This is a genomic window from Phycisphaeraceae bacterium (genome assembly GCA_019636735.1).
In the GTDB taxonomy this organism is placed as follows: domain Bacteria; phylum Planctomycetota; class Phycisphaerae; order Phycisphaerales; family SM1A02; genus VGXK01.
Map to the genome: position 1 here is coordinate 455,238 of JAHBWY010000002.1, position 26,153 is coordinate 481,390.

At 65.7% G+C, this 26,153-nt stretch carries 16 protein-coding genes and 1 tRNA gene; 6 read left to right on the forward strand and 11 right to left on the reverse strand.

Annotated elements, in window-relative coordinates; genetic code table 11:
* Window positions 1-209 precede the first annotated feature (209 nt).
* From KF724_03970 to KF724_03990, 5 genes are all read right to left on the reverse strand, one after another.
* Entirely contained in the window at window positions 210-1,487 is a 1,278-nt protein-coding gene (locus KF724_03970; protein MBX3354838.1) for a hypothetical protein, read from the reverse strand.
* Between the two features lie 86 nt (window positions 1,488-1,573).
* The gene (locus tag KF724_03975; GenBank protein ID MBX3354839.1) at window positions 1,574-2,317 is read right to left on the reverse strand and encodes a hypothetical protein; all 744 of its coding nucleotides are present in this window, start codon (window positions 2,315-2,317) and stop codon (window positions 1,574-1,576) included.
* An 84-nt stretch (window positions 2,318-2,401) separates the two neighbouring features.
* Entirely contained in the window at window positions 2,402-3,109 is a 708-nt protein-coding gene (locus KF724_03980; protein MBX3354840.1) for a haloacid dehalogenase-like hydrolase, read from the reverse strand.
* Window positions 3,110-3,122: 13 nt separating this feature from the next.
* Complete coding sequence (gene sucC, locus KF724_03985) at window positions 3,123-4,340, reverse strand: ADP-forming succinate--CoA ligase subunit beta (GenBank protein MBX3354841.1); 1,218 nt, start codon at window positions 4,338-4,340, stop codon at window positions 3,123-3,125.
* Between the two features lie 14 nt (window positions 4,341-4,354).
* A complete protein-coding gene (locus KF724_03990; protein ID MBX3354842.1) occupies window positions 4,355-5,056 on the reverse strand; it encodes a DedA family protein in 702 nt (233 codons plus the stop codon).
* Window positions 5,057-5,183: 127 nt separating this feature from the next.
* Between KF724_03990 and KF724_03995 the strand changes: the two genes are divergently transcribed.
* Window positions 5,184-5,275 (forward strand) — tRNA-Ser (locus tag KF724_03995).
* 170 nt (window positions 5,276-5,445) lie between these two features.
* Here the strand turns inward: KF724_03995 and KF724_04000 are convergent.
* The 3 genes from KF724_04000 to ald form a co-directional block, all read right to left on the reverse strand.
* Window positions 5,446-9,171, reverse strand: coding sequence for a S8 family serine peptidase (locus tag KF724_04000; protein MBX3354843.1), 3,726 nt, complete (start codon window positions 9,169-9,171; stop codon window positions 5,446-5,448).
* A gap of 192 nt (window positions 9,172-9,363) precedes the next feature.
* Complete coding sequence (gene purD / locus KF724_04005) at window positions 9,364-10,794, reverse strand: phosphoribosylamine--glycine ligase (GenBank protein ID MBX3354844.1); 1,431 nt, start codon at window positions 10,792-10,794, stop codon at window positions 9,364-9,366.
* Window positions 10,791-11,900, reverse strand: a complete 1,110-nt coding sequence (gene ald, locus KF724_04010; GenBank protein MBX3354845.1) for an alanine dehydrogenase — start codon at window positions 11,898-11,900, stop codon at window positions 10,791-10,793. Before ald ends, purD begins: the two co-directional genes overlap by 4 nt.
* Window positions 11,901-12,019: 119 nt before the next feature.
* On the opposite strand from ald, the gene KF724_04015 reads away from it, so the two are divergent.
* The gene (locus tag KF724_04015) at window positions 12,020-13,501 is read left to right on the forward strand and encodes a hypothetical protein (protein MBX3354846.1); all 1,482 of its coding nucleotides are present in this window, start codon (window positions 12,020-12,022) and stop codon (window positions 13,499-13,501) included.
* 108 nt (window positions 13,502-13,609) lie between these two features.
* Window positions 13,610-14,623 carry an FAD-dependent oxidoreductase gene (locus tag KF724_04020; protein ID MBX3354847.1) on the forward strand — a complete coding sequence of 338 codons (1,014 nt, stop codon included), beginning with the start codon at window positions 13,610-13,612 and terminating at the stop codon, window positions 14,621-14,623.
* Window positions 14,624-14,684: 61 nt separating this feature from the next.
* Here KF724_04020 and KF724_04025 read toward each other — a convergent pair whose 3' ends face one another.
* Both KF724_04025 and KF724_04030 read right to left on the reverse strand, forming a co-directional pair.
* Window positions 14,685-17,999 carry a protein kinase gene (locus KF724_04025; GenBank protein MBX3354848.1) on the reverse strand — a complete coding sequence of 1,105 codons (3,315 nt, stop codon included), beginning with the start codon at window positions 17,997-17,999 and terminating at the stop codon, window positions 14,685-14,687.
* A 2-nt stretch (window positions 18,000-18,001) separates the two neighbouring features.
* Window positions 18,002-18,571, reverse strand: a complete 570-nt coding sequence (locus KF724_04030; GenBank protein MBX3354849.1) for a hypothetical protein — start codon at window positions 18,569-18,571, stop codon at window positions 18,002-18,004.
* Window positions 18,572-18,846: 275 nt separating this feature from the next.
* On the opposite strand from KF724_04030, the gene KF724_04035 reads away from it, so the two are divergent.
* A complete protein-coding gene (locus KF724_04035) occupies window positions 18,847-20,757 on the forward strand; it encodes a hypothetical protein (GenBank protein ID MBX3354850.1) in 1,911 nt (636 codons plus the stop codon).
* 263 nt (window positions 20,758-21,020) lie between these two features.
* Here the strand turns inward: KF724_04035 and aspS are convergent, their stop codons facing one another.
* Window positions 21,021-22,838, reverse strand: coding sequence for an aspartate--tRNA ligase (aspS, locus tag KF724_04040; protein ID MBX3354851.1), 1,818 nt, complete (start codon window positions 22,836-22,838; stop codon window positions 21,021-21,023).
* A 30-nt stretch (window positions 22,839-22,868) separates the two neighbouring features.
* On the opposite strand from aspS, the gene KF724_04045 reads away from it, so the two are divergent.
* A complete protein-coding gene (locus tag KF724_04045) occupies window positions 22,869-24,197 on the forward strand; it encodes a hypothetical protein (GenBank protein ID MBX3354852.1) in 1,329 nt (442 codons plus the stop codon).
* Window positions 24,198-24,201: 4 nt separating this feature from the next.
* On the forward strand, window positions 24,202-26,109 hold the full coding sequence (locus tag KF724_04050; protein ID MBX3354853.1) for a sodium:alanine symporter family protein: 1,908 nt from the start codon (window positions 24,202-24,204) through the stop codon (window positions 26,107-26,109).
* Window positions 26,110-26,153: the final 44 nt, after the last annotated feature.

Below are 26,153 nucleotides of genomic sequence, written 5' to 3' on the forward strand. Positions count from 1 at the left end.
TCGCCCGGACCGACTTGGTCAGGCGGCGAGAGTCCCGCAGGGTAGCGGGAAAGGCCATTCAATGCCAGCGGACAGGGGGTGTGGGCTGAGTTCACGCCCCGGGATCGCTCCTCGAAAGGCGGCATAGCGCGGCGTTGGGGGCCGATCACCAGCCACCAGAGCACGCAGGGGGGCTGTTGGCCTTGTTCGGTGATCGCCGGGCGGGACCGTCAAAGGCCGACGGCCGAGGCAGCCCTCGGCAGAGGGCGTGCACGGAGGAAGATGACCACGGTCTCCTCGGTCCCGGGCAGGTCGACCGCCGTGACCGCGGGCGGCCCGTCGATCGGTGCGGCGATCGACCCTGAACTGATCGCCTCGACTCCCTCGCGCGTGACCGCGCACTCGAAGACGACTCGGACCCCTCGCTCGGTGTCCCACTCGGGACGGAAGGCGAACCGCAGGTTCAACCCCGGCTCGGAGAGCACCGACTCGGCCTGCTCATCCATCGTGGTCACGAGCGTCGGTGATGCGACTCGCGCAGCCCCGGCGATTGACATGACTGCCTCGGGCCGGATCACTTCCGTGCGCTCCGACATCGAGATGATGCGCCAGTCGCGCGTGGGAACCCGAATGGCATCGACCGAGACTTTCAGCATGGAGGGATGGGTCAGTCGAAGCTCTTCAACGAGCGCGGCGAGTCGCCGATGGATCGTTGCCGGTGCGCTCACCAGGACCGTGCCGCCGGTGCGCGAGGCGTGAAGGAGATCGCCGCCATTCACGAGCCACGAGTCGGGATCGATGTGTTCGCGCGCCTTCGTCATGAAGTCGTCGGCGAGCAGATCCACTCGATAGGCGCGCGTGCGCCGCAGCGCGGTGGCCGCCGCATCATTCATGATGCGCAGGCGACCGAGCGTCGCCTCGGCGCGCGGCCGAGCAAAAGTCGTCCCGACATTCGCACAGATCGCCTCAAGGACGGCCAGCAGCGACCCCTGCGCGCCAGCGAGCACGGCGGGACCGTCGTTGCGGATACCCATCGAGACAAGGCCCTCCCAATCGACCTCGATCGGCAGGTTCGTCTGCGCCGTGAGCGCAGCGATCACCTCATCAAGTGTCTGCACATCGCGCGGCACGGTGACCGAGAGAGTCGCGGCAAGATCGAGGAGCGCGAGCTCCTGGGCGAGCACATCGAGTTCAGCGGCGGTTGGGGGCGATACCGCCTCGGGAGTCGGCGGTGGCGCCTCGGATGGCTGCGGACGGGGGAGATCCGCCGGCAGCGGAGGTGGACGAAGGGGGTGCTGCCCCGGTGGGTGCAACGACTGCGGCCGCGCGGCGCTCGCGGTCAGCAGAGATGCACGCTCCGCGCGGTGACTGGGACGCGCATCCGCGGTCGAGGCGGCACCATGCACGGAGCTGAACGGCGCGGCCAGCGGCACCACCATCGCGAGCACGATCGTTCGCTCTCTGCAAAGGGCAATACCTGACGAGGCACGGCTGATGACTCTGTTCACGCACACTCCTACCGGTAGGGCGGCTCGCTCGCTGCGAGAAGCCGAAGGCTCGGGCACGGAAGGCCCCGGTCCGACATGTTCACGATCTATGACGCGGTGATCGCGTCACGGATCGGCTTGACGATGTGTGGAATCACGCGATCCTCGGCAAGCCGCTCGGCGTGACCGCAGAGCGTGGCCAGCAGCGTGGGCAACTCGGCGATCGCCTGGATCGGTCCGCTGCGCCGGACGGTGAGATAGACACTGATGGGCTCCTCACCCGCCCGAACCACGGTCGGTTCGCTGCTCTTGGTCCGGCTCTTCACCTCGAAGTAGGCCTGGAGGTCATTCGATGGGCTGAGGGAGAGCCCCATGAAGGGCTGCACATCGATGGGGCGCTCCTGCTGAAGGTCGACCAATGCCGCAAGTGGCGACTCCGCAAGGAGCGCATCCCAGATGATCTGATCGCGATTGCCCTCGGTCTCGAAGTCGAAGCAGAAGATGAGTTCAAGATGCTCGACATCAAGTGGAGAGATCGAGAGGTACCACGGCGCCACTTCGAGCACCGTGCGATGGAGCGCATACGCGGCGTCGAGCGACGGAGGATTGACCATGCCGCTGCGCAGCGAGGTCTGCCGCATGGTCACCCAGGAGAAGGTCCGATCGTGGTCGTCGCTCTCGAGCACGATCTCCTGGTCGAAGCGGCGCAGGTGCCTGAGCGACGGCGCCTGCTTGCGGACGCGATCAAAGAGTTCGAGCACCGGCTCCCGACCCGCGGGCAGGTCGAGCTTCAGCGCCAGTTTCTGGTTGATGTAGAAGTCTCGGCACCACAGGCCGTACTCGGTTCCCATCCTTGCCTCCGGCCGCCGAGCATACGGGAAGGGCGTCGACGCTCTGGTGCTTCGCAGGCGGTGGCAGCGGCTGTGGACAGCCTGTCAGTGTGACGAGTTGAGGAGCCACTCGACGACCGCCCCGGTGTCGTCGAGTGCATTGAGCGCCATGTGCGCGCCGTGCTCGGCGAGGGTGTCGCGCGGGAATTCGCCGGTCGCCACGCCCAGCACCCTACAGCCGGTCGCGAGGGCGCAATCGACATCATGCGGCGTGTCACCGATGATGACCACGCGTTCGGGGTCCATCGGCCGGCCGTGCTGCTCATGAAAGCGTCGGATGGCCACTGGTGGTAGGGCCCGACGGCTCTCCCCATCCTCCGCCCACGCGTTCACTTTGAAGAGAGTGTGATCGAGTCCGCTGTGACGAATCTTGAGCGTGCCCGTTTCGCTGTAGTTGCCGGTGAGCAAGCCAAGATGCACGCCCGGGCGCCCGCGCAGCGCATCAAGGAGTACCGGCACTCCGGGCATGACTCGCGTCGAGCCCGGGGCGCTGTCAAGCTTTGCGCGGAGGCACTCCGCGTAGGTGGCGCGGAAGCGAGCATGCACCGAGGGTTCATCGGGAATGCCGTGACGCTCGGCGAGATCGCGCCAGATGAGCGTGTCGAGCCGTCCGGCGACGGGGATGCTATCGAATGAGAAGCGCTGCGCGGGAAAGAGCCGGGAGAGCGCCTCGATCATCGCGGCCATGCCTGCCCCCTGCGTTCGCAGGAGCGTGCCATCGATGTCGAAGAGAATGAGGCGTTCGCCATCCATCGGCGGAGACGCCTCAGGCAAGCGCCGCTGCCTTCGCGCCGGTCGCCGCCACGATCCGTCGCGCCGCGTCGGTGAGATCGCTGGCCGCCTGCATCGTGGGAATGCTGCGCTGGGCGTCCTTCAGAATCCGCCTCGCCGCATCGACATTCGTGCCTTCGAGACGAACCACGAGTGGAACCTTGAAGCCGATTTGCGTTGCCGCGGCGACGATCGCGCGGGCGATGCGATCGCAGGGCATGATGCCGCCGAAAATGTTGACGAGGACGCCCTTCACACGAGGGTCGGCAAGGATGATGCGAAAGGCCTCTCCGACCGCTTCCTCGCTGGCGCTGCCGCCGACATCGAGGAAGTTGGCGGGATGGCCGCCATGGAGCTTCACCAGGTCCATCGTGCTCATCGCGAGACCGGCGCCGTTGACGAGGCACCCGATCGAGCCGTCGAGCGCCACATAGCTCAGGCCGAACTCATGCGCGCGGATTTCGGCGGGGTTCTCCTCGGTCGGATCGAATAGGTCGGCGACTTCGCTCTGCCGGAAGAGGGCATTGTCATCAAAGGTGAACTTGGCATCGATGGCGAGCACCTGTCCGTCGGGATGCTCACTCGAAGGAGGCGTGACCACGAGCGGATTCACCTCGGCGAGGCTTGCATCGCGATCGACCGCGAGTTTGGCGAGGCGCAGCATGATCGTGACCGCCTGGGCCACCTGTCGGCCATGGAAGCCAAGCTTGAAGGCGATCTCACGCGCCTGGTAGGGAGCGAGGCCGGTGACAGGGTCCATCGGCACGCGCAGGATCGCCTCCGGGCGCTCCTCGGCGACCGTCTCGATCTCGGTTCCCCCTTCGGCGCTGGCGATCACAAGATTGGTCCGCACGGAGCGATCGAGGGTGACCGCGAGATAGAACTCCTTCGCAATCTCGACTGCCTCGGCCACGAGCAGCGTGCGAACCTCGAGGCCCTCGGGCGGAGTCTGCGGGCTCTTCATTCGCGTGGAGAGCATGAACTCGGCAGCCTTGCGGGCCTCTTCGCCGGAGCGCACCAGCTTGACGAAGCCAGCCTTGCCACGGCCTCCGGCATGCACCTGCGCCTTCATGACGACTTCCTTCGCCCCTTCGCCGAAGAGTCGCTGCGCCTCGGTCACGGCATCGGGGACACTGTGGGCCACGGAGAATCGCGGGGTGGCGACCCCGGCGCCTCGAAGCAACGCTCTCGCCTGGTGTTCGTGGATCCGCATGAGGGGCAGGAAGCTTAGCAGCCGCCCGGACCCGGCGATGCGGCCGGGACGCTCTGGGCCGCCGCTCGCTTCGCCGCCCGCCGTGCATTCCACCACTCGTAGACGATCGGCATGACGCTCACGACGATGATGCCGCCGATCACGAGGGTGAAGTTCTCCTTGACGACCGGCGTGTTTCCGAAGAAATACCCCGCGTAGACGAAGCTCGTCACCCAGACGATCGCACCGATCACGTTGTAGGCGAAGAAGCGCCGGTAGGTCATCGTGCCGATGCCTGCGACGAATGGGGCAAAGGTGCGCACGATGGGCACGAATCGGGCCAGGATGATCGCCTTGCCGCCGTGCTTCTCGAAGAAGCGATGGGTGCGTTCAAGGTGCTGCTTCTTCAGGAATCGGTAGCGATCGGTGAACGCCCGCGGCCCGATCCACTTCCCGATGTGGTAGTTCACCGCATCCCCGATCACTCCGGCGATGATGAGCAGGATCACCAGGAGGTGGACATTCAGGCCCACCGTGCCGGCCGCCTGTTCATCGGGCTGCTGAGTGATCGCGACGATGGCTCCCGCCGCGAAGAGCAGCGAGTCGCCGGGCAGGAAGGGGGTCACCACGAGCCCCGTCTCGCAGAAGATGATCAGGAAGAGAAGGACATAGATCCACGCTCCATAGGCGTGGACGAACTCGGTCAGAAACTGAGGCAGCTCGGTGAAGAGCCGCATGAATTCATGGAGAAGTTCCATCATGGCGTAGGTGGGGGGAGAGGCCAGCGTAGGTCATCGGGCCTCCACGAGGGAGGACTCCCACGCTACACTTCGGCTCGTCGTGCTCGGCAAGTCCAGCACGAAGGGACAGGTGGCCGAGCGGCTGAAGGCGCCGGTTTGCTAAACCGGTATACGGGGTACCGCCTCGTATCGCGGGTTCAAATCCCGCCCTGTCCGTTTCTTGATGTCCTGCGGGGGCCTCTGAGTCGTGGCCGCGGTGAACCCGCGGCGCGCTGGGTGGTCACGCGAGAGCCCTGCCGCGGCGCGAGAGAGCAACCTTGGCGCAGAAAAAACCTCCTGGCTGCATGCAGCCAGGAGGTCTGGTCGTGTTGAGCCTTGAGAGCGGCTTACTCCGGCATCGCCAGCGCGCGCTCCTCGAGCGCCTTCGAGACCGCATGGTTCACGCGAGCTCGGAAGATCTGCCCATCGGGGCTCCATCCGAAGCGCTTGATCGCCGTGCGAATCTCCTCATGACTCAGTTGGCCGATGGCCACATCCATCATGGAGCGCAAGGCCTTCTTCGCGGTCGGCTGGCTCTTCAGCCACTCGGCCGCTGTTGGTGCGAAGGTGTCGTAGGCATCCCTCACCACCGACGGAGCGTGGCGGTCGAGCCATGTGCGGAAGTAGACCCAGCGCGGGTTGTTCGCGCCGTAGACCTCCCGCGCGACCCAGCAGGGGATCGGCGGCTCGAGCGGCGGATTCGGCTGAACCTGCACGAAGTCCCACCATGTCTGATAGGTGTTCACGGTCGGCGGCCCGATCGTGACGAGGCGGAATCGCACCTTGCCCTGACCGCTCGATGTGTCGATGAGGTTGATGGTGTTGTAGAGCAGGTTGATGGAACCTGAGCCGATGTTGACGACTCCGCCCCCTTCGTCATCAAAGAAGGTCAGCGTGTCGGGAAGCAGGAGCCAGCGATTCGTCTGCACATTGAAGACGAAGAACATCGTGTAGACGCTGTTGCTCGGGATCGCTTCGCCGATCGCGGTGATCGAGAGGTTCGAAAGCTGCTGAGGCTCGTCGTAAATGGTCGTGACAGTCAGAAGCATGTCCGAGATGACCGCCGTCGAGGGGTAGAAGATGCCGGGTCCGACCGGTGGAACGGTGCCGCCACCGGCCCGCGCCGCTCGGATCCGGACTTGGTTTCCGTCGACGCTCAGCAGGCTGAAGACAGAGCCGCTGAGCAGGCGACCGACGAGAATCTGAATCTCGTAGTTGATGACTCCCTCGGGGAAGTTCCCGATGGGCTCATTGGTCAGGGTCGCGACGACCTGAGGCCCGAAGTCGATGAAGCCTCCGATGCCGAGGAACTCGCCATCGTTCACCGTGTCACCCGCGCAGGGGATCGCCGAAGTGAGTTGGAAGGGGCTGTTCTGGGGCACGCCGCACTGAAGGAACCGATTGAGACGCACCGTGGTCTTCACCTGCTGCGGAGTGAGTGGTGCGTCGAAGAGGGCCTTGGTGGCGCTCTGCATTCGAGCAACGCAGCCAGCAATCATGGCCGATGCCGCCGAAGTGCCGCCGAACTGAATGGTGTAGGTACGGTTGTTCGAGTTGGCCGCTCCGCCGCGCCACAGGTCGCCGTAGCCGCAGGTCGCCACATAGGCACCCCAGCCTGCGACATCGACCTCGTTCTGGCCGGGGTCGGAGTTGGGATTCGTGAAGTTGCTGAAGGGCAGTCGGCAATATCGCAACGACTGATAGAGCGCGGGGAAGCGGGGCTGTCCGGGCCAGACGGCGCCGACCACGACGGCCGCGCTTGGCGGGGCGGTACCGGGGCTTGTCACGACCGGGCTGCACTCGTTGCCGGCGGCGACCACGACGGCGATGCCGATCTGCGAAGCCACGACCGAGAGCAGGTAGATCTCCGGGCTTTGGAGGATCGTGCCACCCAGCGAGGTCGTGCCGCCAGTCAGCGGATCAGTGATCACGACCGGAAAATCCAGAGGAACCAGGAGCACATCGCCTGTCGTCAGCGTGCCAACTGCCGATCCGAGCGCATTCAGAAGGCGACCACCGACTCCGCCGCCACCGAAGGCGGGGAAGAAGATGCCCGTGGCGTCTGGAGCGACACCCGTAATGCCCTTGCCGTCAGCCGCAGCCAGCATGATGCCGAGCACAGCGGTGCCGTGGTGAGGATCAACGGGAGCGTCGGCCGAGGTGACGATTTCGATGCCCGGTTCAACGGAAACCCGGCCAGCGAACTCTTCATGATCGACGAATGCCGCGTTGTCGACGACTCCGATGACGATTCCGCCGCCGCGGGCCGCTGAGCCAGCGACACCGATCGCGGCCAGAGCGCTCTCAAAGCCCTGAATGTCCAAGCCGCCGCCGCGGAAGCCGCTGTTGAGGAACATGCGCGACGAATCAAGCTGGCCCTGATTCGTCGGAGCGAGAATGGTGGAGATTCCGACGCCCGGCGTGCCCGAGAGATCCTCAAGTGAACTGGCTGCGGGGGATCGGGTGAGCCACGCCTGGAGATTCCTCGACTGAAGACCAAAACCTGTCGTCACGATCTTGGGTGTGAAGTCGGGCGTCGCGCCGCCCGCGGGGAAGTTCCCCTGGTTCAGAACCGGGAAATCGGCCGGTCCGGGGTTGGTGCTCGCGGCGATGTTGCCCGCGAGAGGCTGCACGCAAGGGTTGATCGGATCGGCGGTTCGAGCGAGGCGGACGCAGTTCTCATCCCAGCCGATGATGCAGCAGGTCTGATCGATGACGCACACATAGACGCAGCACGGGGTGTTGGAGCAGCCTCGGTTGCCGGGCCGAACATTGAAGCAGCCGCCGTTGAGCTGATAGCCAATGCGCTCGAACGATGGATCCTGCATCGCAAGCTGCGCCGAGGAGGGGAACGCCGGGTTCACACCGGTGATCGCGACTGCGGTCGTCAGACCATCATCGCCCATGGGTGGCGGCGCGACAGCCGTGCTGTACCCAGTGACGGCCACGAGCTCAAAGGGGAAGGACGCGCCGCCGAGTCCCAGGGCGCTGAGCGTCGTCGCCTGGATCGTTGCATCGGGTGCACCTGGATTCGGGCCAGTGCGAAGGGCGAAGCAGGGGTCGTACTTGTACGAGCCGGGCAGCGAACTCTGATTTCCCGAGACCGGCAGGAAGGGGTCGTAGACGGTCCGATTGCAGAGCAGGTTGGCATAGAAGGCGCAGAGCGCGTCCCAACCACCTTCGACACAGCCGGGCTGGACCGTGGAGATTGTGCCGCAGCATGTCGCATCGTTGCACCCCCAGATGCAATCGAAGTCGTTCGCTCCGTTGTCGCAGGGCTCAGCGCAGTTGTTGCTGCAACCGGAACCAAAGACGAAATTCGAGCAGCGTCCGTTGATGTTGGGCAGACCCGGTGGAATACCGGGCTTGTTGCAGTTGACGGCTCCTGGAGGGAGTTCGCACGGGTCTCCGGGGGCGGACGCACACCCGGTCTGCGCGCCGGCCTGCTGACGGGCGGGGAAGGCCATCTGCTCGATCACCACGAACTCAACCTCGGGCAGCTCGTTGAGCGCACGGGCGCATCCAACGAGATCGTTGTCCGGCTGAACATAGATCATGCCAGCAAGGTCGGGTGCCGCGATGCCGCTGTTGGACTCAGCCCTCTCTTCGACGGCCTTCAGCCACTCAGGCGACTTGTCGAGCGCCTGCCATGCGGTGGCGCGGTACTGCGAGAGAATCTGGGTCACGGCAGGCAGCGCGACACCGTCGACGGTCTGCACAACCGCGCTGGGTGACCGCGGCGCGCGCACCTTGAGTTCATCGTTGAACTTCACGATGACACGACCGGTGGCCGTGGAGCGTCCGGTGTGTCGGTGCGCCGGGTCCTGAAGGAGTGGCGACGGAGTCTTCGCAATTCGTTCACGCGGCGTGCGCGTCGCCTGAGGCATCGCCGCCTTCAGATCATCGCGGCCGCGCAGATCGGCGAGAGGAGCGCCGGGATCCTTCGCCTTCGCGTCCTGCGCGGCGATCGGCGCCTGTCGGGCCGCGTCGGGAGTGCCTCGAGACTCCGCGAGCACGGAGGCTGAGAGAAGCGTCGCTGAGAGCACAGCAACCGAGAGACGAATCGTGGACAAGGTGCGACTCCTGAACAGTGTGGTGAACGGCAGGCCGATGCGGACGAAGGGCTCGCGCAGGCGAAGGTCTGGAATCAATGACGGCGCGAACCATCGGGCCGCCTCCCCTTGCCCGACAAGTCTACGGGGCTCTTTGGGGACCCACAAGCGCCGCCGCAGCGCGAAGGGTCCGCAAAGGTCCGCCACGCGGTTTCAGGCAGGTGTTCGGAAGTCCGATTCCGTTGGCACGATGGCTTTGCCGATCGCCTTCGCTCCGATGTCGCGGCGATGGAACGCGCCTTTGAACCGAACCTGCTCGGCGGCGCTTCGGGCGGCTTGGCATGCCTCGACCAGCGTCGGAGCGAGCGCGGTCACTCCGATCACCCGGCCGCCGGATGTCACGAGCTGACCGGCCTTGTCGCGCTGGGTTCCAGCGTGGAAGAGGAGAACCTCGGTCGAGGAATCGTCCGTCAGGTCACCGCGGCCGCCCGCCGCCGCCCCCGTGGATGGGAGCGAGTGAATGACCTCGCCCTTGCGGACCGCGCCGGGATAGCCCTCGGCGCAGACGACGACGCAGCAGGCCGGCCTCGAGTCGAAGGAGATCTCGGCCGAGTCGAGTTGCCCCGAGGCGGTTGCCCAGAGAATCGAGATCAGATCGCCCTTGAGCCGGGGGATGATCACCTGCGTCTCCGGGTCGCCAAAGCGGGCGTTGAACTCGAGGACCTTGGGTCCAGCGGGAGTGATCATGAGCCCGGCGTAAAGCACGCCTCGGAACTCGGCGCCTTCGAGCCGCATGGCGTCGATGACCGGAATGAGGATGTCCCGCTCCGCCCGCGCAAGAATCTCGGGCGTGGCGATCGGGGTGGGCGAGTAGGCGCCCATGCCTCCAGTGTTCGGGCCGGTGTCGCCGTCGCCCACCCGCTTGTGATCCTGGGCCGAGTCGAGCATCCAGAGCGTGCGACCGTCGACCAGGGCCAGCAGGCTGACTTCGGGACCTTCGAGCTTCTCCTCGATGACCACCGTGGATCCTGCGTCGCCGTGGATCCGCTCCACCATGAAGCGATGGATGGCTTCCTCCGCCTGCGCGCGGGTGTCGGCGACCACCACGCCCTTGCCGAGGCAGAGGCCTGCGGCCTTGATCACCACCGGATCTTCGCGGGTGTCGAGATAGGCGAACGCCTGGTCGGCGTGGTCGAAGACCCGCGCTTCAGCGGTCGGGACTGCGGCGGTCCGCATGATCTGCTTGGCCCAGGCCTTGTCCCACTCGATCCGCGCCGCGGCTCGCTTGGGACCGAAGACGAGCCGCTTCGGCGCCGCCTCGAGCGCATCGGCGAGCCCCTCTTCGAGGCGCTGATCGGGGCCGATGACCACGAGGTCGATGCCCTCGGCATCGCACCATTGCTTCAAGAAGAAGCGCTGCTGGGGGGCGATCGAGTGTGGGCAGGGCTCGCCCAGTTCACGCAGGCCGGCGTTGGCCTGCGGGTCGACCCAGAGTCGTCCCAAGCGCGGCGACTGTCGCAGCTTCCATGCGAGCGCATGCTCGCGACCGCCGCTCCCGACAAGGAGCACATTGACTCGATCGGGGCAGGGGGGCGGCGTCTCGGGCGTCGAGCCGCTCATCGGTTGGCGCCCGGACTCGCTCACGCCTGCACGGCGCCCGCGAACTCCAGGTCATGCGCCTCGGCCACGGCCTGGTTCGTCAGGCGACCTCGATCGGTGTTGACGGCGTTCGCGAAGTGATGATCCATTTGCGCGAGCCGATGCGGACCGTACTTCGCCAGCTTCTGCGCCCAGGGCAGCGTCACATTGGTCAGTGCGATGGTGCTGGTGCGGGCGACAGCGCCGGGCATGTTGCCGACGCAGTAGTGGACCACGCCATCGACCGTGTAGACGGGATCGCTGTGGGTCGTGACGCGCGCGGTCTCGACGCAACCGCCCTGGTCGATGGCCACATCGACGATGACGGAACCGGGCTGGATGTACTGGAGGTCGGAGCGTCGGATGAGGTGCGGCGCCTTCGCCCCGGGAATGAGCACGGCGCCGACAATCAGGTCCGCCCACGCGAGGCGCTCGCGAATCGCCTGCGGATCGGAGTACATGGTGATGACATTGGCGGGCATGAACTCATCGAGGCGACGCAGGCGATCGATGTTCACATCGAGAATGATGACCTGCGCGCCGAGTCCCGCGGCCATCTGCGCGGCGCAGGTTCCGACGACGCCGCCACCGATCACGAGCACATGGCCGGGCTCAACGCCGGGAACGCCTCCAAGCAGCACGCCCTTCCCGCCAAAGGGGCGCTCGAGATACTTCGCGCCCTCCTGCACCGAGAGCTTGCCCGCCACCTCGCTCATCGGCGTGAGCAGCGGCAGATAGCCACGATCGTCCGTCAGCGTCTCGTACGCGCAGCTCACGCACTTGCGCTCCAGGCACCCGATGGTGAGCGCCTTGTCCGCGGCGAAGTGGAAATAGGTGAAGACCGTCTGACCCTCGCGGATCATCGCCACTTCCTGCGGCTGCGGCTCCTTCACCTTGACGACCATGTCGGCACGGGACCAGACGGCTGCTGCATCGGGCACGATCGTGGCGCCCGCGGCCTCGAACTGCTCATCGGAGAAGCCGCTGCCGATGCCTGCGCTGCTCTGGACGAGCACCGTGTGGCCGTCGCGGACGAGCACCTCCGCCCCCACGGGGCGCATGCCGACGCGATGTTCATCCTTCTTCACTTCCTTGGGTACGCCAACGATCATGGGTTGCCTCCGTCGAGTCGCCCAGTCTAGCGGCAGCCAAGGTGACTGCGGCACAGTGACGGAGAAGTGGCCATTTGTGCTAGCCTTTCACTTCCCGTTTCCCGGAGATGCGAATGCCCATGTCGTCCGTCCGACACACCCTTCGTCTCCTGACCGCTTCGGCCATTCTGGCCGTGACGCTCCCGGCAGCCGGCCAGAACGACGAGCGAGTCCTCGCCCGATCGCTGAGCACGCCGTTCGATGTCATCGCGAAGGAGAACCGCAGTTACCTTCCGCTCTTTGAGGCGATCCTCGCTTCGACTCCGCCTCCGGCACCGGTCGGGCCGCTCTTCAATCCGACCACGGTCTGGCCCGGCATGACCGGCTGGTCGCGCGTCTCGGAGTGGGCGAAGGCGAACTCGGCACTCGGCGAAGCGCTCCTCAAGGCTCAGAAGGGGACGGCGCTGGCGATGCCCTACGGCTCCCTGATCGACTCCCGCTTCGTCGAGGCCGGACTCTGCGTTCGGCTCGGAGATGGGCGCACGATGGGCGCGGTCGAGTACCCCTACCTCGACCGCATGCTCATGGTCGCAACCTACGCGACGGCGGAGATGTACCGCCTCGGCGAGGAGGAGAAGTGGGACCAGGCGTTCGACATCGCCATCGCCAACCTTCGAGTTCTCCGGCAGGGTGCCGACCAGCGCACGATCAGGGAGAAGTCGTTCTTCATGGAGCTGCTCTCGGATTGCCTCTCGGTCAACCGTGACTTCATGTGGACGAATCTTGAGAAGATTCCCTGGCAGAGCTTTCAGCGAGCGGGCCTCGAGGGGTACGCGGCGCTGCGACAGGCCGATCTCGAGCGGCTGCGTCGCCTCGAAATGCCCGAGGGAGATCGGGCCATTCAGGTGGCGGTGCTGCGGGAGACCTTCGGACCTGACGGTCAAGCTGATCCCGATCGATTCGCTGCGATCTGGGGTCCGCTGCAAGCGCGCGATCAGCCGCTGGCGCTCTTCGGTGCCGCGAAGTTCTGGCGCACCGTGGCCAGCGTGCATGGCAGCATCGACGCCAGCGAGAAGCGCCTTGAATACATCTATGACGACTGGTGGCGACGCTGGCGGATGCGACCGTTCGATCCCATTCAGGAACTCGAGACGGTGCTGAGTCAGACCAATCCCACCAAGTACGCCGCGCTCATGCTGACCGTGACGGACATGAAGTCCACCTTCGAGTTGAGGCAGCGGCTCATGGTGGAGATCAACGGGACCGCGTTGGCCGCCGGCCTCAGCGGCTTCTACAGGGCCAACCGCACCTGGCCGGCGACGCTGGGCATGATCTTCCCGATCTATGCAGTCAAGCGATTGAATTACGACCCATTCGTCAAGCGCCTCGACGCGCGCGGCATGCCTGACAACGGACCCTTCCTCTATCGGACGCTTCCCCGTCCCACCAAGGTCACGACGGAGTGGGGCGAGGTCAATGTCAGCGACTTCCTGCTGTATTCAATCGGCGCGAACCTTCTCGACAATCTCGGCGTCGAGCACACCTCGGATGGTCGTGGTGGCGATCTGGTGGTCTTCCCCGCGCTGCGGGCGCTGGCTCGGCAGCAGGGGATCCTCGATTGAGCGAGGTCGTCCGCGCCGGATCCCGTGCATGTTCGAGTCGGCGCGACGCCCGTTGGCTCGCGTCCTCGCTCCGCATCGAAGTCGAATCCGTGCATCCTGGAGTTGTGCATGACCGCAGGTGAGAACGGCAAGGTCGAACGAGTGGTCATCATCGGGAGCGGTCCAGCCGGATGGACGGCCGCGATCTACGCGGCGCGAGCCAATCTCGAACCGCTCTGCCTCATCGGGACCCCTCGGCAGAATCCGGCGCCGGTCCTTCCCGGTGGCCAGTTGATGCTGACCACCGAGGTCGAGAACTATCCCGGCTTTCCCGAGGGCGTCGACGGTCCTCACATGATGGGTCTGTTCCAGAAGCAGGCGGAGCGCTTCGGAACGAGGGTCGACTCGGTGGATGTCGTGCAATGCGACTTCTCGAAGCGGCCATTCACCCTGCTGGTTCGCGACGATGGTGAGGAAAGCACCGAAGGCGCGCGAGCGATCAGTGCTCACTCGGTCATCATCGCCACCGGTGCGACTGCGAACTGGCTGGGCCTTCCGAATGAGTTGAGACTCGCACAAAGCGGTGGCGGGGTGAGCGCCTGCGCCGTCTGCGATGGTGCGCTGCCGATCTACCGCAATCAGGAACTCGCCGTCGTGGGCGGCGGCGACAGCGCCATGGAAGAGGCGAGCTACCTCCTGAAGTTTGCGAGCAAGGTGCACCTGCTGGTCCGACGCGGTGAGTTTCGCGCGAGCAAGGCGATGCAGGCTCGCATTCTCGGGCACCCCAAGGCTCAGGTGCACTGGCACACGGCGGTGCACGATGTCATCGGGCAGGAGCGCATCGAGGCGCTTGAACTTGAAGACACTCGCAACGGCGAGCGACGGCGTCTCGCGGTGCGTGGACTGTTCATTGCCATCGGCCACTCACCGGCGACGAAGTTCCTCGCCGGCAGCGGCGTGGAACTCGACGACAAGGGCTATGTCCACCTTCGGACGCGCTCCAGCGCCACGAACCTCGAAGGCGTGTTCGCCGCGGGTGATGTGGCGGACTCTGTCTACCGACAGGCGGTGAGCGCGGCGGGCATGGGATGCATGGCCGCGCTCGACGCGGAGCGCTGGCTCGCCGCTCAGGGCGTGCACTGAGCGACGGTGCGCGTGGACTCATGGTCGAGCGCTCGGGCTCGCAGATCACCACATTCACGGCTCACTCGATCGGCGGATCAAGTCGAGGTGCCACGGGCCGGACGATCGGTGAGAGGTCGCGTCGATCACGCACATGGTGAGGCGAGAGTCGCAAGAGCGTGCCTCGTCCGGTTCCCAGGAAGAGCTCATCTCGACCACTCCCGAGGACCATCGATCGCAGGGCTGCTTCGTCGTCGCAATGCAGGGTCAGCAGGTCTTCGCCTCGCGCAAAGTCCCACACCTTGATGTCCAGGAACCACGATGTGGAGAAGAGCCGCTCTCCCAGGCGATCGAATGCCAGCGCGACGGGCCACTGTCCATGGCCCTCAAGGACCCGAATCGGTTCGCCGTTCGTCGTCTCGAGGACCACCATGCGCTGATCGCGTCCGCCGCTGACGAGCCGAGATCCATCCGGGTGGAGGGCGAGGCTGTACACGGCATCCGTGTGGGCGCGTGTGATCCACCGGGTGCCGCCTTCCCGAAGGTCCCAGCGAGCGACCGCTCCATCCCATCCACACGAGAAGATCGTCTCCGCGTCGTGACCTGGAATGACGCTCCATGTTCCACGCGCGTGCCCGGGGAGCGACCGCTCGAACTCGTATGCCGTGACCTCGTCAGCGGGCGAGGGCCCTTCGCGGCGACGCCAGATATGCAGACCGCCCATCGCGCTTCCGACCGCCAGACGGCTGCCGTCGCTTGAGAAACTGAGACCCGCAAGCCGACGCTGCGGAGCGCGGAGGCGCTGTTCGACTCTCCACGACGCGGTCGAGAGCAGGAGAACCTCGCCATCGGCCAGCGCCACGGCGGCGACTTCTTCTCGAGGATGAAAGGCGACGCCGCTGGCCGGGGAGGGGAGATCGAGTGAACCGATGAGCTCGAGCGTCGCCGAATCACGAAGCTCAAGCGGACCGCGACCGGCAGCGAGGGCCAATGTGCGCTCACTCGGCGAGAGCGCCATCGCGCGAAGCGGACCATCGTGGATGGTCACGCCGTCCGGCGACGCGGGCTCCGCAGGCCAGATCCGAATCGCTCCATCCCAGCCGGAAGTGGCAAGAAGGGACCCATCCGGCGAGATGGCAACATCAAAGACCAACTCGTGATGGCCCGCGAGCACGCGCTGCGGCAGAAGGTCGCCGTCCCATGTCGCCGCTCGGTGATCGCCGCTCGCGCTGACGAGGAGGCCTCGAGCGGGGTCCCGTCGAAGTGCCCTGGTTTCGCGGTCATGGCCGGGAACGCGCCTGACCTCACTTCGTCCGTCCCACAGGATCAGGTCGCCCCGGCCGTCACCGTAGACGATCGACTGACCATCCAACGACCAGCACACGGCGAAGACGCTCTCAGGCCGATCCTCCCAGAGCGCAAGCGTGCGACCGCGCTCGAGGTCGATCAGCGCTCCTCCACCGCGCGCGAAGCCCACGGCGGCGACACGCTCGTGGCCAGGGTGTGCCGCGACGCAGCGCACAGGACCGAGATCGGCGCGCCAGAGCAGCTCGCCGCCGGGGAGCGATCGAGCTTCGAGGCCCGACTCGCGTGCGGAGAGCAGCAGGCTTCCGTCGGTGGTGACATCGAGGGCATGCGTGGAGACACCATCGCTGGACAGGGCGACGGTCTCCTGCTGCTTCGGACACCAGAGCAGTTGCCGCTCATCGCTGCCGATGGCGATGCGATCGTCGGGAAGGCGCGCGATCGCCACCACTCGTGCGCCGACCTCCAGCGCTGCCCGCTGCTCCGGCGCACTCTGAGGCGCCTCGGTCGTTCGACCCGTCGGCGGTGATTGATCGAGGTCCTGCCGTGGAATCGTGATGAGTTCCACAACACCGTCGACGGTGGCGGAGGCAAGGGTCTCGCCGTCGCTGAGCCACACCACGCCGAAGCGCCGTCCGGCGCCATGCACGACCATGAGTCCCGGCTCGGACTGGGCCTTCAAGTAGCGCCACTCCCAGCCTCTCAGGTGAGTCGGCGCCTCGGCCAGTCGCTCGCGCAGGCGACGGTACTCGCCTGCGCGAAGCGCCGCTTCAGCGGAAGCCATGGTGCCTCGATAGGCCAATCGAGTCGCTTCGTCACGCTCCGCGATCGCCAGCGCCTCGGCTCGAGCGCGCGAGGCGGCTTCCCTCTCCGCCTTCCATGCGAACTGCAGACTCACCCAGATCGCGGACAGCAGCACCAGCACCACCACGGCTGCCGCCCCCACAACCACGCGATGCCGCGCCGCGAAGAGGGCCAGATGGTGTGTCCATGGCGCAGGTCGTGCCTCGATCGGTCGGCTTGAGAGGAAGCGACCGATGTCCTCGGCGAATGCGGCCACGGATGCATACCGGCGACCCGGGTCCTTCTCCATGGCGGTTGCAACGATCACTTCAAGATCGCGCGGTGCGTCTGGAGCGTGGCGTCGAAGAGGTGGCGGGGGCTGATCCCTGATCAATCGCAGGGCGCGTTCAAGCGTGACGCCGTCGAGTTCGAGCGGAACCTGGCCGGAGAGCAGTTCATGGAGCACGACTCCGAGCGAGAAGACATCGCTTCGGACATCGGCGCCCTCGCCGACACATTGCTCGGGGCTCATGTACGCCAGCGTGCCAAGAGGGATGCCCGTGTGTGTGGCGGTGGTCGAGACAGGGCGTCCTGTATCGGGCTCCCGGAGCTGGGCGATGCCGAAGTCGATCACCTTCAACCGCCCGTCGCCGCCAACAAGAATGTTCGACGGCTTCAGGTCGCGATGAATGACCCCCTTCTGATGGGCATGATGGACGGCGAGACATGCCTCCTGAAAGAGCTGAAGCCGCTCCCGAAGCGCGAGTGACTTCGATTGCGCGAAGTCGGTGATCGATCTGGCGCCGTCGATGAACTCGAGGGCGATCCACGCCAGTCCGAGTGTCTCGTCGACACCGCTCGAGACGACGGTGGCCACGCACGGATGCTGGAGCCTGGCCAGTGCGGCGCCCTCGGAGCGGAATCGCCGCACGGCCGATGGCGTGAGTGCGCGGAGCGCGATCTTCACCGCGACATCGCGCCGCGGTGAGTGCTGGCGCGCCCTGTAGACCGCCCCCATGCCGCCCTGACCGACGCGCTCGATCAACTCAAACGAACCGATCGTGCGACCGATCAGCCCATCCGTCTCGACGGGCCGCACGGTCAGCTCCGAGTGACAGGGTCCTTCGAGAAAGCCCGCGGCACTGCCGTGCGCCACAAGGAGCGACTGAATGTCGTCGAGGAGATCGGCATCGCCGCTCGCCCGCGCCGACGCGGCAGCGAGCCGTTCAGCCGGCGGCAAGTCGAGAATGGACTCGAGGATCTCCTGCGCAGCGCGCTGCCGCTCCGGGGTGTCGCGGGTGCCCGACATCGTCAGCGGCTCAGCTCACGGAAGAGCCAGGCGCGGGCCGCCGCCCACTTTCGATCAACGCTTCGAGCCGGGAGATTGAGGACCTCGGAGACCTGTTGAGTCGTCAACCCACCAAAGAAGCGAAGCTCCACGATCTTCGCCTTGAAGTCATCGATCTCGGCGAGTCGGCGAAGGGCTTCCTCGAGCATCAGGACATCGACTCCGGGCTCGAGAGAGGGACCTTCGACACCAGAGAGCGTGATGCGTCCGGCGCCGCCGCCTCGCTTGAGAGCGGCCCGGCTTCGAGCGTGGTCCACCAGCACGCGCCGCATGGTGGCTGCTGCGAGGCCGAGAGCAGCCGAGGGACTCCCCCAGTCGACATCGCGTTGATTCAGGAGTCGAAGGTAGGCCTCGTGGACCAGCGCGGTCGGCTGGAGTGTGTGGCCGGCCCGCTCGGATCGCAGTTGCTGCTCGGCGATCCGGTGAAGCTGCTCGTAGAGACGCTGGGCCACGACCGCGAGGGCGGTATCCGGTGCTCCTTCTCCGTCGTGCTCCTCGAGTCGCACCAGGTCACACTCCAGCGCATGGATCATGCTTCGTCGACACCGTCTCCGAGAGGGGCGAGTGTAGGTCCCTCGCGCCGGGTCCGGCCGCACTCGAACACGGCTGCGGCACCTCGCTGATCAGCGATCTCAGGTCCCGAAACCCTCTGAACGGTCCGCCACGATCAAGCGGGTCGATGAACCGCCGGCGCGGAATCCACGGAGTTTTCTGGCGCGACGCTGCGCTGGCCTCCGCGTTTCTGGGGACGCCGACTCGATCGTCCGAGTCGGTTCATGCACATCCATCAACAAGGAGTGTCCGACCAATGCGCGTTCAGTCTCGAGGTCTTGCCGGAGCCGCCACGCTCGCCCTTGCGGCCATGGCCGCTGGCAATGTCCTGATCTCAAACTACACCTCAGCCACCCAGTATCAGTACCTCCGGATCGGCATTCCTGATTTTGATCAGGCCCGCGACGGGCTGCCGAACAACGGCCTCTGTCACTGCTACCCGACGTCGGTGATGAACATCCTGAGCTACGCCGCGAACCATGGCATGCCGACCTTGCCACCGGGAACGACCAATTACGGTCTTCCTGAGAACTACGACGAGATGACGACGCTCTTGGGAGGGCTCGGGAGTCTCATGCAAGTGTCCCCCGGTGGCGGCCTCCCGTGCGGCACAGGTGGAAGCGCTGCGATGAATGGCACGCTGGCGTTCCTCGGCGAAGCTGCCGACCAGCTCACGATCGTCGCGCTCGCCGGAAACGGCGCGTTTCTCCCGACCGACAACTTCATCGCCCTCCTTGCGACGCACCCGTGGAAGCCGCTCATTCGCATGGGCTGGGGGCGATACACGATTCAGCCGGGCCAGGGGTCCGGCCAGTTTCCCGCCGTCACCCGGAGCAACGGGCACCTGGTCACCTTCGCCTCGGGAGTCCGCAACGCAACGGAGTCGTTCGTGCTCTATCGCGACCCCGGTCAGGGCGGCAGCATCTTCACGCAATCAGACTATGTCTACAACCGCGCCGAGACCACCAACCTGCAGTTCGAGTTCACTGTCGGCGGTGGGTTCCAGACCCGAACGGTGACGGTCCTCGACTTCAGCCCTGCGCAGACCGTCGGAATCCGGATCGTTGACAACATCGGCATCTACTGGCCGGCCGTGGGGCTGAGCTTCAGTGACACGCAGATCCTGGCCTTTCCGCTGAATCCCAGTGGTTTCGCGATCAACCTTCCCGGCCCGATTCCCCACCCGGCGCCTCCGGCGTCGGTTATTGCCGATGTTCACCCCACCCATGATCAACTCGGCCATTTCGTGCTGACGAAGGGCGACGGCGCCGTGCCGGCGTCGCTCCACCTGACACGATTCGGATTCCCCGATCAGATGCTGCTCGTCACGCCGGGCGCGAGCGCCATGACCACCGGCCGTCAGTTCGATGTCTACATCCTCGCCGGGACGACTGTGCGCAGGATCGGGGTCGATCCGGTCGCGGAGCCAGAGGCGATCGAACTGGCGACCTACGAGCTGCCCGGAGAAGGCGGAGCCATCGCCTACGACGACGGCAGCGACGAAGTGGTCGTCCTGGTCCCCTCCATGCAGCAGGTTCTTCGACTGCCCGCGGATCTTGCCAGGGGCTCGACGCCGCGCGTGCAGAGCGTTCCTTCGACGGTGCCCGTTGGTGACGGCGCGGTCATGGCGGTCTGCCACGGCGACGGTTCGGCCTGGTTCGCCACGAAATCCAGTGCGTGCGTGTACGGCTTCGACTCACGCGACGCAAGCGCCGACTTCCACACCTTCTGCCCCGAGCTCGGTGGTGAGGAGATCACATCGTTGGACTTCGACGACCGCTGTCGGCTCCACGCCGTCGTTGCAGGCAGCGTGCATCGCTATGCAAGGTCGACCGAGCGCGAGTGGGTCCCATCGCCGACTCGCGCGTTCGACGACTCGCACGCAGGGCGCGGGCTGCGAGTCGCTCGGAGCCGGTCAATCGCGGAGCCCGATCTCGATGACAGCTCGTGGTGGAATGTGCCGGTCGACGAGCTCGAGCCCGGCGCCACGATGGTCGTGTGCCGTGAGGACCTGAACTTCGATGGCGTGATCGACGGGGCTGATCTGGCGTTGCTTCTTGGCTCGTGGGGCGCCTGTCAGTGGTGCCCCGGAGACATCGATGGCGATGGATTCGTGGACGGCGCCGATCTGGCGCTCCTGCTCGGGGCGTGGGGAGCGTGCCGGTGAATGGCAGGGACCGCTTCATCGGCATGAGCGTGTGGCCTTGCGCGCATCCCGCTCAGCGAGACTCCTGATGAAGCCACGACGGGCCTCGGCCGACCACGGCCGGGGCCCTTTGCCTTGGAAGAGGCGTTGGTTGCCGCACGAGTCGATCACGCCGCCCGCCGAACGATCATGCAAGAAAAAACTCCCGGCGAACCTTGCGGCTCAGCCGGGAGCTTCCGGGGGCAGACTTGCTTGACTTAGTATGGCATCGATCGGTCCCACCGTCAAGTTGGGTCCTCAAGAACTTTCACTCGAAGTTCATCAAGCTGGGACTGATCGATGGGACCGGGCGCGCCAATCATCAGGTCCTGTCCCGACTGCGTTTTCGGGAACGCCATGACATCTCTGATGTTGTCGGTCTGACACAGATGCATCACCAGTCGATCGAGTCCGAACGCGATTCCTCCATGAGGCGGCGCGCCATGCCGCAGCGCATCAAGGAGGAATCCGAACTTGCCTTGAGCCTCTTCCTTGGAGAGGCCGATGAGCTGGAAGACTCTCTCCTGGACATCCATCCTGTGGATGCGGATTGATCCTCCGGCAATCTCACTGCCGTTCAGGACGAGGTCGTATCCCGCGCTCAGGCAGGCGCCGGGATCTGATTCGAGCAGGTTGAATTGGTCCGGGTTGGGGCTCGTGAACGGGTGATGCATGGCCACCCAGCGGCGTCCATCGTCGTCCCACTCGAACATCGGGAAGTCGATGACCCAGAGGAAGTTCCAGCGCCCCGCGGGAATGAGGCCGAGATCACGCCCGAGGCGCAGACGAAGCTCGCCCAACGCCTTGGTGCAGATGTCCCAGTGGTCGGCGCCGAAGAGCACCAGGTCGCCGGGCTCGAGTCCAAGTCGCTCCACGAACTCGCGGCCGAGGGGTTCGAGGAACTTCGCGCAGCCGGTTTCGAAGCATGGCGCCGAACCGCCGGGAGATGCGGCGCCCGCCGCCACCTTCACCGAGGGGAGGCCGCCAGCGCGGAAGTTCTTCACGAACTCGCCATAGCCGTCGAGCATCTTGCGCGTGACCTTCTCGGCGCCACCGGGCACACGAACGGCCTTGACTGCACCGCGACGATGGCCTCGTGACTTCGCAAGGGCATCGCGGAAAACACTGAACTCGGTGCGGGCGGCGAGGTTGCTTACATCCCGGATCTCGAGGCCGAAGCGGGTGTCGGGACGGTCGATGCCGAAGCGCTCCATCGCGTCGCGCCAGGTCATGACGGGAATCTCGCCGATCTCGTGGCCGAGGATCTCCCGCCACAGCGTCCGCGCAAATCCGCCCATCATCGCCATGACATCGCTGCGATCGACGAAGCTCATCTCGAGGTCGATCTGCGAGAACTCAGCCTGTCGGTCGGCGCGAGGATCTTCGTCGCGGAAGCAGCGGCAGATCTGGATGTAGCGGTCGAATCCACCGACCATCAGCACCTGCTTGAAGAGCTGCGGGCTCTGCGGAAGGGCGTACCAGAGGCCGTGATGCAGGCGGCTCGGCACAACGAAGTCGCGCGCTCCCTCCGGGGTCGTCTTGATGAGACAGGGCGTCTCGATCTCGACGAAGCCATGGCCCGCGAAGTAGTCACGCGTGACCTTCGTCACGCGGCTTCGCGTGCGGAGGATCTGCTGCATGCGGGGCCGCCGCAGGTCGATGGCGCGCCACCGCAGGCGGATCTCCTCGGCGATCTTCTCCGACTCGTACTCATCGGGGAGGATCGGCGGATTCTCCGCCTTGTTGAAGACCTCGAGCTCGGTGGCCAGGAGCTCGACCTCGCCGGTGGCGAGTTTCGGATTCGGATCGCCCGCCCGTCGGCGAATGACACCCTTCACGCCGATGACATCCTCGCGGCGCAGGGCGCGGCTGGTGGCGACCACCTCCGGATTGACATCCTCGAGATCGAAGACGACCTGGCAGAGTCCTTCGTGATCGCGGAGGTCGATGAAGATGAGCCCCTTGCCCTGATCGCGATAGGTGTTGACCCATCCGCAAAGGACGACCTCTCGGCCGGCGTGGTCAGGACGCATGAGACCGCAGGAGTGGGTGCGCTTCAGCATGGAAGGGCAGGGATGGTACCTTGTGCCGCGATGGGTGGAGCCCCAACGGACGATCGAGCTCGGCAGGCGGTGATCCTCTTTACCGCCTTTGAGCCCTCCGGGGATGCCCACGCCGCCCCTGTGATCGCGGCCCTGCGAGCGGCGGATTCATCACTTCGAATCTGCGCCTGGGGCGGTCCCCGCATGCGGGAGGCCGGGGCGGAGATCATCGAGGAGAGCGCCGCCGATGGCGTGATGGGGCTCTCCTCGCTGTCGCGCCTGTTCGCCGTGCGGCGGGAGATCGGGCGCATCAGCCGATGGATGGGACAGTACAAGGTCAACCTGCATGTGGCCGTCGACTCGCCCGCGGCCAACTTTCCGATCTGCAAGGTGGCGCATCGGCGCCTGGTGCGGAGTGCGCATCTGGTCGCGCCGCAACTCTGGGCCTGGGGGGAGTGGCGCTTGAAGAAGCTGCGACGACTCACCTCGGGCGTGCTCTGCCTGCTGCCCTTCGAGGAGGCGTGGTTTCGGGCGCGCCAGGTTCCTGCGAAGTTCATCGGTCATCCCCGAATCAACCGCGACCTGCCGCGCTTCGATATCGACTCCCGTCGCGGCACGCTGCCGACGGGCACCCCGCGCATTCTGCTTCTTCCCGGGAGTCGGACGAGCGAAGTGAGTCGAAATCTTCGCCTGCTGGTGCGCAGCTTCACCGATCTCCAGGATCGTCATCGCGGAACCGTCGGGTTGATCTGCTGCGCGACGGACGCTCATGCGCGCCTCGTCCGGCATTTGGTTCCGAGTCTCCCCACTGGCCTGCATGTCATCGCAGGCGATCTCGACGCGGCCATCGCCTGGTGCGAGCTGGCGCTGACGGTCAGCGGCACCGTCTCGCTCGACCTCACTCGGCAGTTCAAGCCGATGGTGGGTGTCTACAAGGTGAGCTTGCTCAGTCGGATCGGAGCAGCACTGCTCCTGCGCACGCCGAATCGACTGCTGCCGAACATCATCGCTGAGCGGAGAGTCGTGCCGGAGTTCGTGCCGCATTGGGGCGGTGCCAGGGCGATCACCGAGGCCGCGGATCACCTCCTTCAAGATTCGCGCCGCATGGCGCAGGCGAGCGAAGACCTCAAGCGCGTCGCCGCGCGTTTCCGAGGGCACTCCCCGGACGAGGAGGCGGCGAAGCTTCTCCTTGAGTTGATGGACCAGGGGACATGGTCGGCCAAGGGCGAAGGCGCCGCCGCGCCGGCATCGCTCCCTGATGCGTCCCCCACGATCGACCCTGTCGGTGCGCCGACGGATTCGCTCGGAACTGGCGCGGCGACCAAGCGCGCGAACGATCCTGTGGCGAGTGCATCGCCGCGACGAACCCCCGGAGCCTGACAGGATGGAAACGCTGAACTCGCTGCTCGACCTCGTCAACAAGGTGCTCTGGCACAACCTTGTGCTCTACATCATTCTTGGTGCGGGCATCGTGTTCACCGTGTGGAGCGGCTTCAGCCAGTATCGAGCGCTGACGCATGGCGTGGCGGTCATTCGTGGCCGTTACGACAACAAGGACGACCCCGGCGCAATCAATCACTTCCAGGCGCTCTCCGCGGCGCTCTCGGCGACGGTCGGCTTGGGCAACATCGCGGGCGTGGCGGTCGCGATCGCCCTCGGCGGACCCGGCGCCGTCTTCTGGATGTGGATGGTGGGCATCTTCGGCATGGCCCTGAAGCTCACCGAGGTCATCCAGTCGATGCTCTTCCGCAACACCGACGACCCGGAGAATCCGCACGGTGGTCCGATGTGGGTGGCCAAGGAGGGCTTCAGGAAGATCAGCCCGGCGCTCGCGCCGCTTGGTGCGCTGGTTGGCGGCATCTTCTGCATCACGCTTCTCATCTCCGCCGTCACCGGCGGCAACATGTTCCAGGCGTGGAATGTCGCCGAGATCACCACCAGCTACTTCCCGACCATTCCGAAGGTCGGCGTGGGCATCGTGCTCGCCCTGATCGTCGGCGCGGTCATCGTGGGAGGCATCAAGCGGATCGGTGCCGTCGCGGGTCGTCTCGTGCCGCTCATGTGCGGGCTCTATCTGCTCGCGGCCATCTATGTGGTGGCGGTCAACATCGGCGATGTGCCGGCGGTCTTCGCGCTCATCATCAAGAGCGCGTTCAATCCGAGCGAGGCGAGCGGCGCGTTCCTCGGGGGCACCGCGGGCTACGCCTTCCTGTGGGGGATGAAGCGAGCGCTCTTCTCAAGCGAAGCGGGTCAGGGCTCGGCACCTGTCGCCCACTCCGCCGCGAAGACCAACGAGCCCGTGCGTGAGGGCGTGGTCGCAGGGCTCGAGCCGTTCATCGACACGATCGTGGTGTGCACGCTCACCAGTCTCGTGGTGCTGCTGAGCGGCGCGTGGAATCGTGGCGCCGAGGCGAAGTTCGATGAGACCCCGACGATGGTGCACGCCGACTCGATCACCGTCATCGATGGTCGGCGCGAGCGGAGCATTGAAGGTCGCATCATGAAGGTCGATGCCGAGGTGGTCGGATTCCTGAACGGCAATCCAGGCATCGGTGAAAGTCCCTATCGAGAGTGGCCGCTCCGCGATGTCAGGCAGATGGGGCCATGCGACGATGTCTGGACGCTCTCCGTGACAGCGGCGCCGAAGAAGATGCCGGAGGCGGCGCGCATCACGGGCCCGTGGGCCGAGCGCAACACCGTGTTCTTGGTCGTGCGCGGTGGCGGTGACGACGCGAACACAGGGCGCGATATGCGACGACTCCACGGAGTGGTCGTGAATGTCGACGGCGACCTGCACATCGCGTGGAAGCCGATGTCGTTCGTGGCTTCCGATCCGCTTCGACCTGACGGGCCCGAAGTCTTCAACGCCTTCGTCGGGGCGGCGCTGACCGGCCACGCCTTCGACCGCGCCTATCCGGGCCTCGGGATGTGGCTCGTCACCATCGCCTGCTGGCTCTTCGCCGTCTCGACGATGATCTCGTGGAGCTACTACGGCGAGCAGGCGGTCGTCTACCTGGTCGGCCAGGGTGGAGTCTTCCCCTACAAGCTCATCTACTGCGCACTCATCATCCTCTCGACGGTCGGGTTCATCACCACCGACACCGAGCTCGACGGCATCACCGCCCTCGGCACCGGCGTCATGCTCTGGGCCAACATCCCCATCATGATCATCTTCGCGCCGATGGCGATGCGGGCCTATCACGACTACATCCGCCGCTTGAAGGCCGGGCAGATGAAGGGCCACGCCTTCCCATCGCTCAAGGATGTCGTCGAAGGCGATGATGTCCGATAGACGAGCGGAGTTTCGAGATCGCTGGCGTACGATGGTTCGGTCGC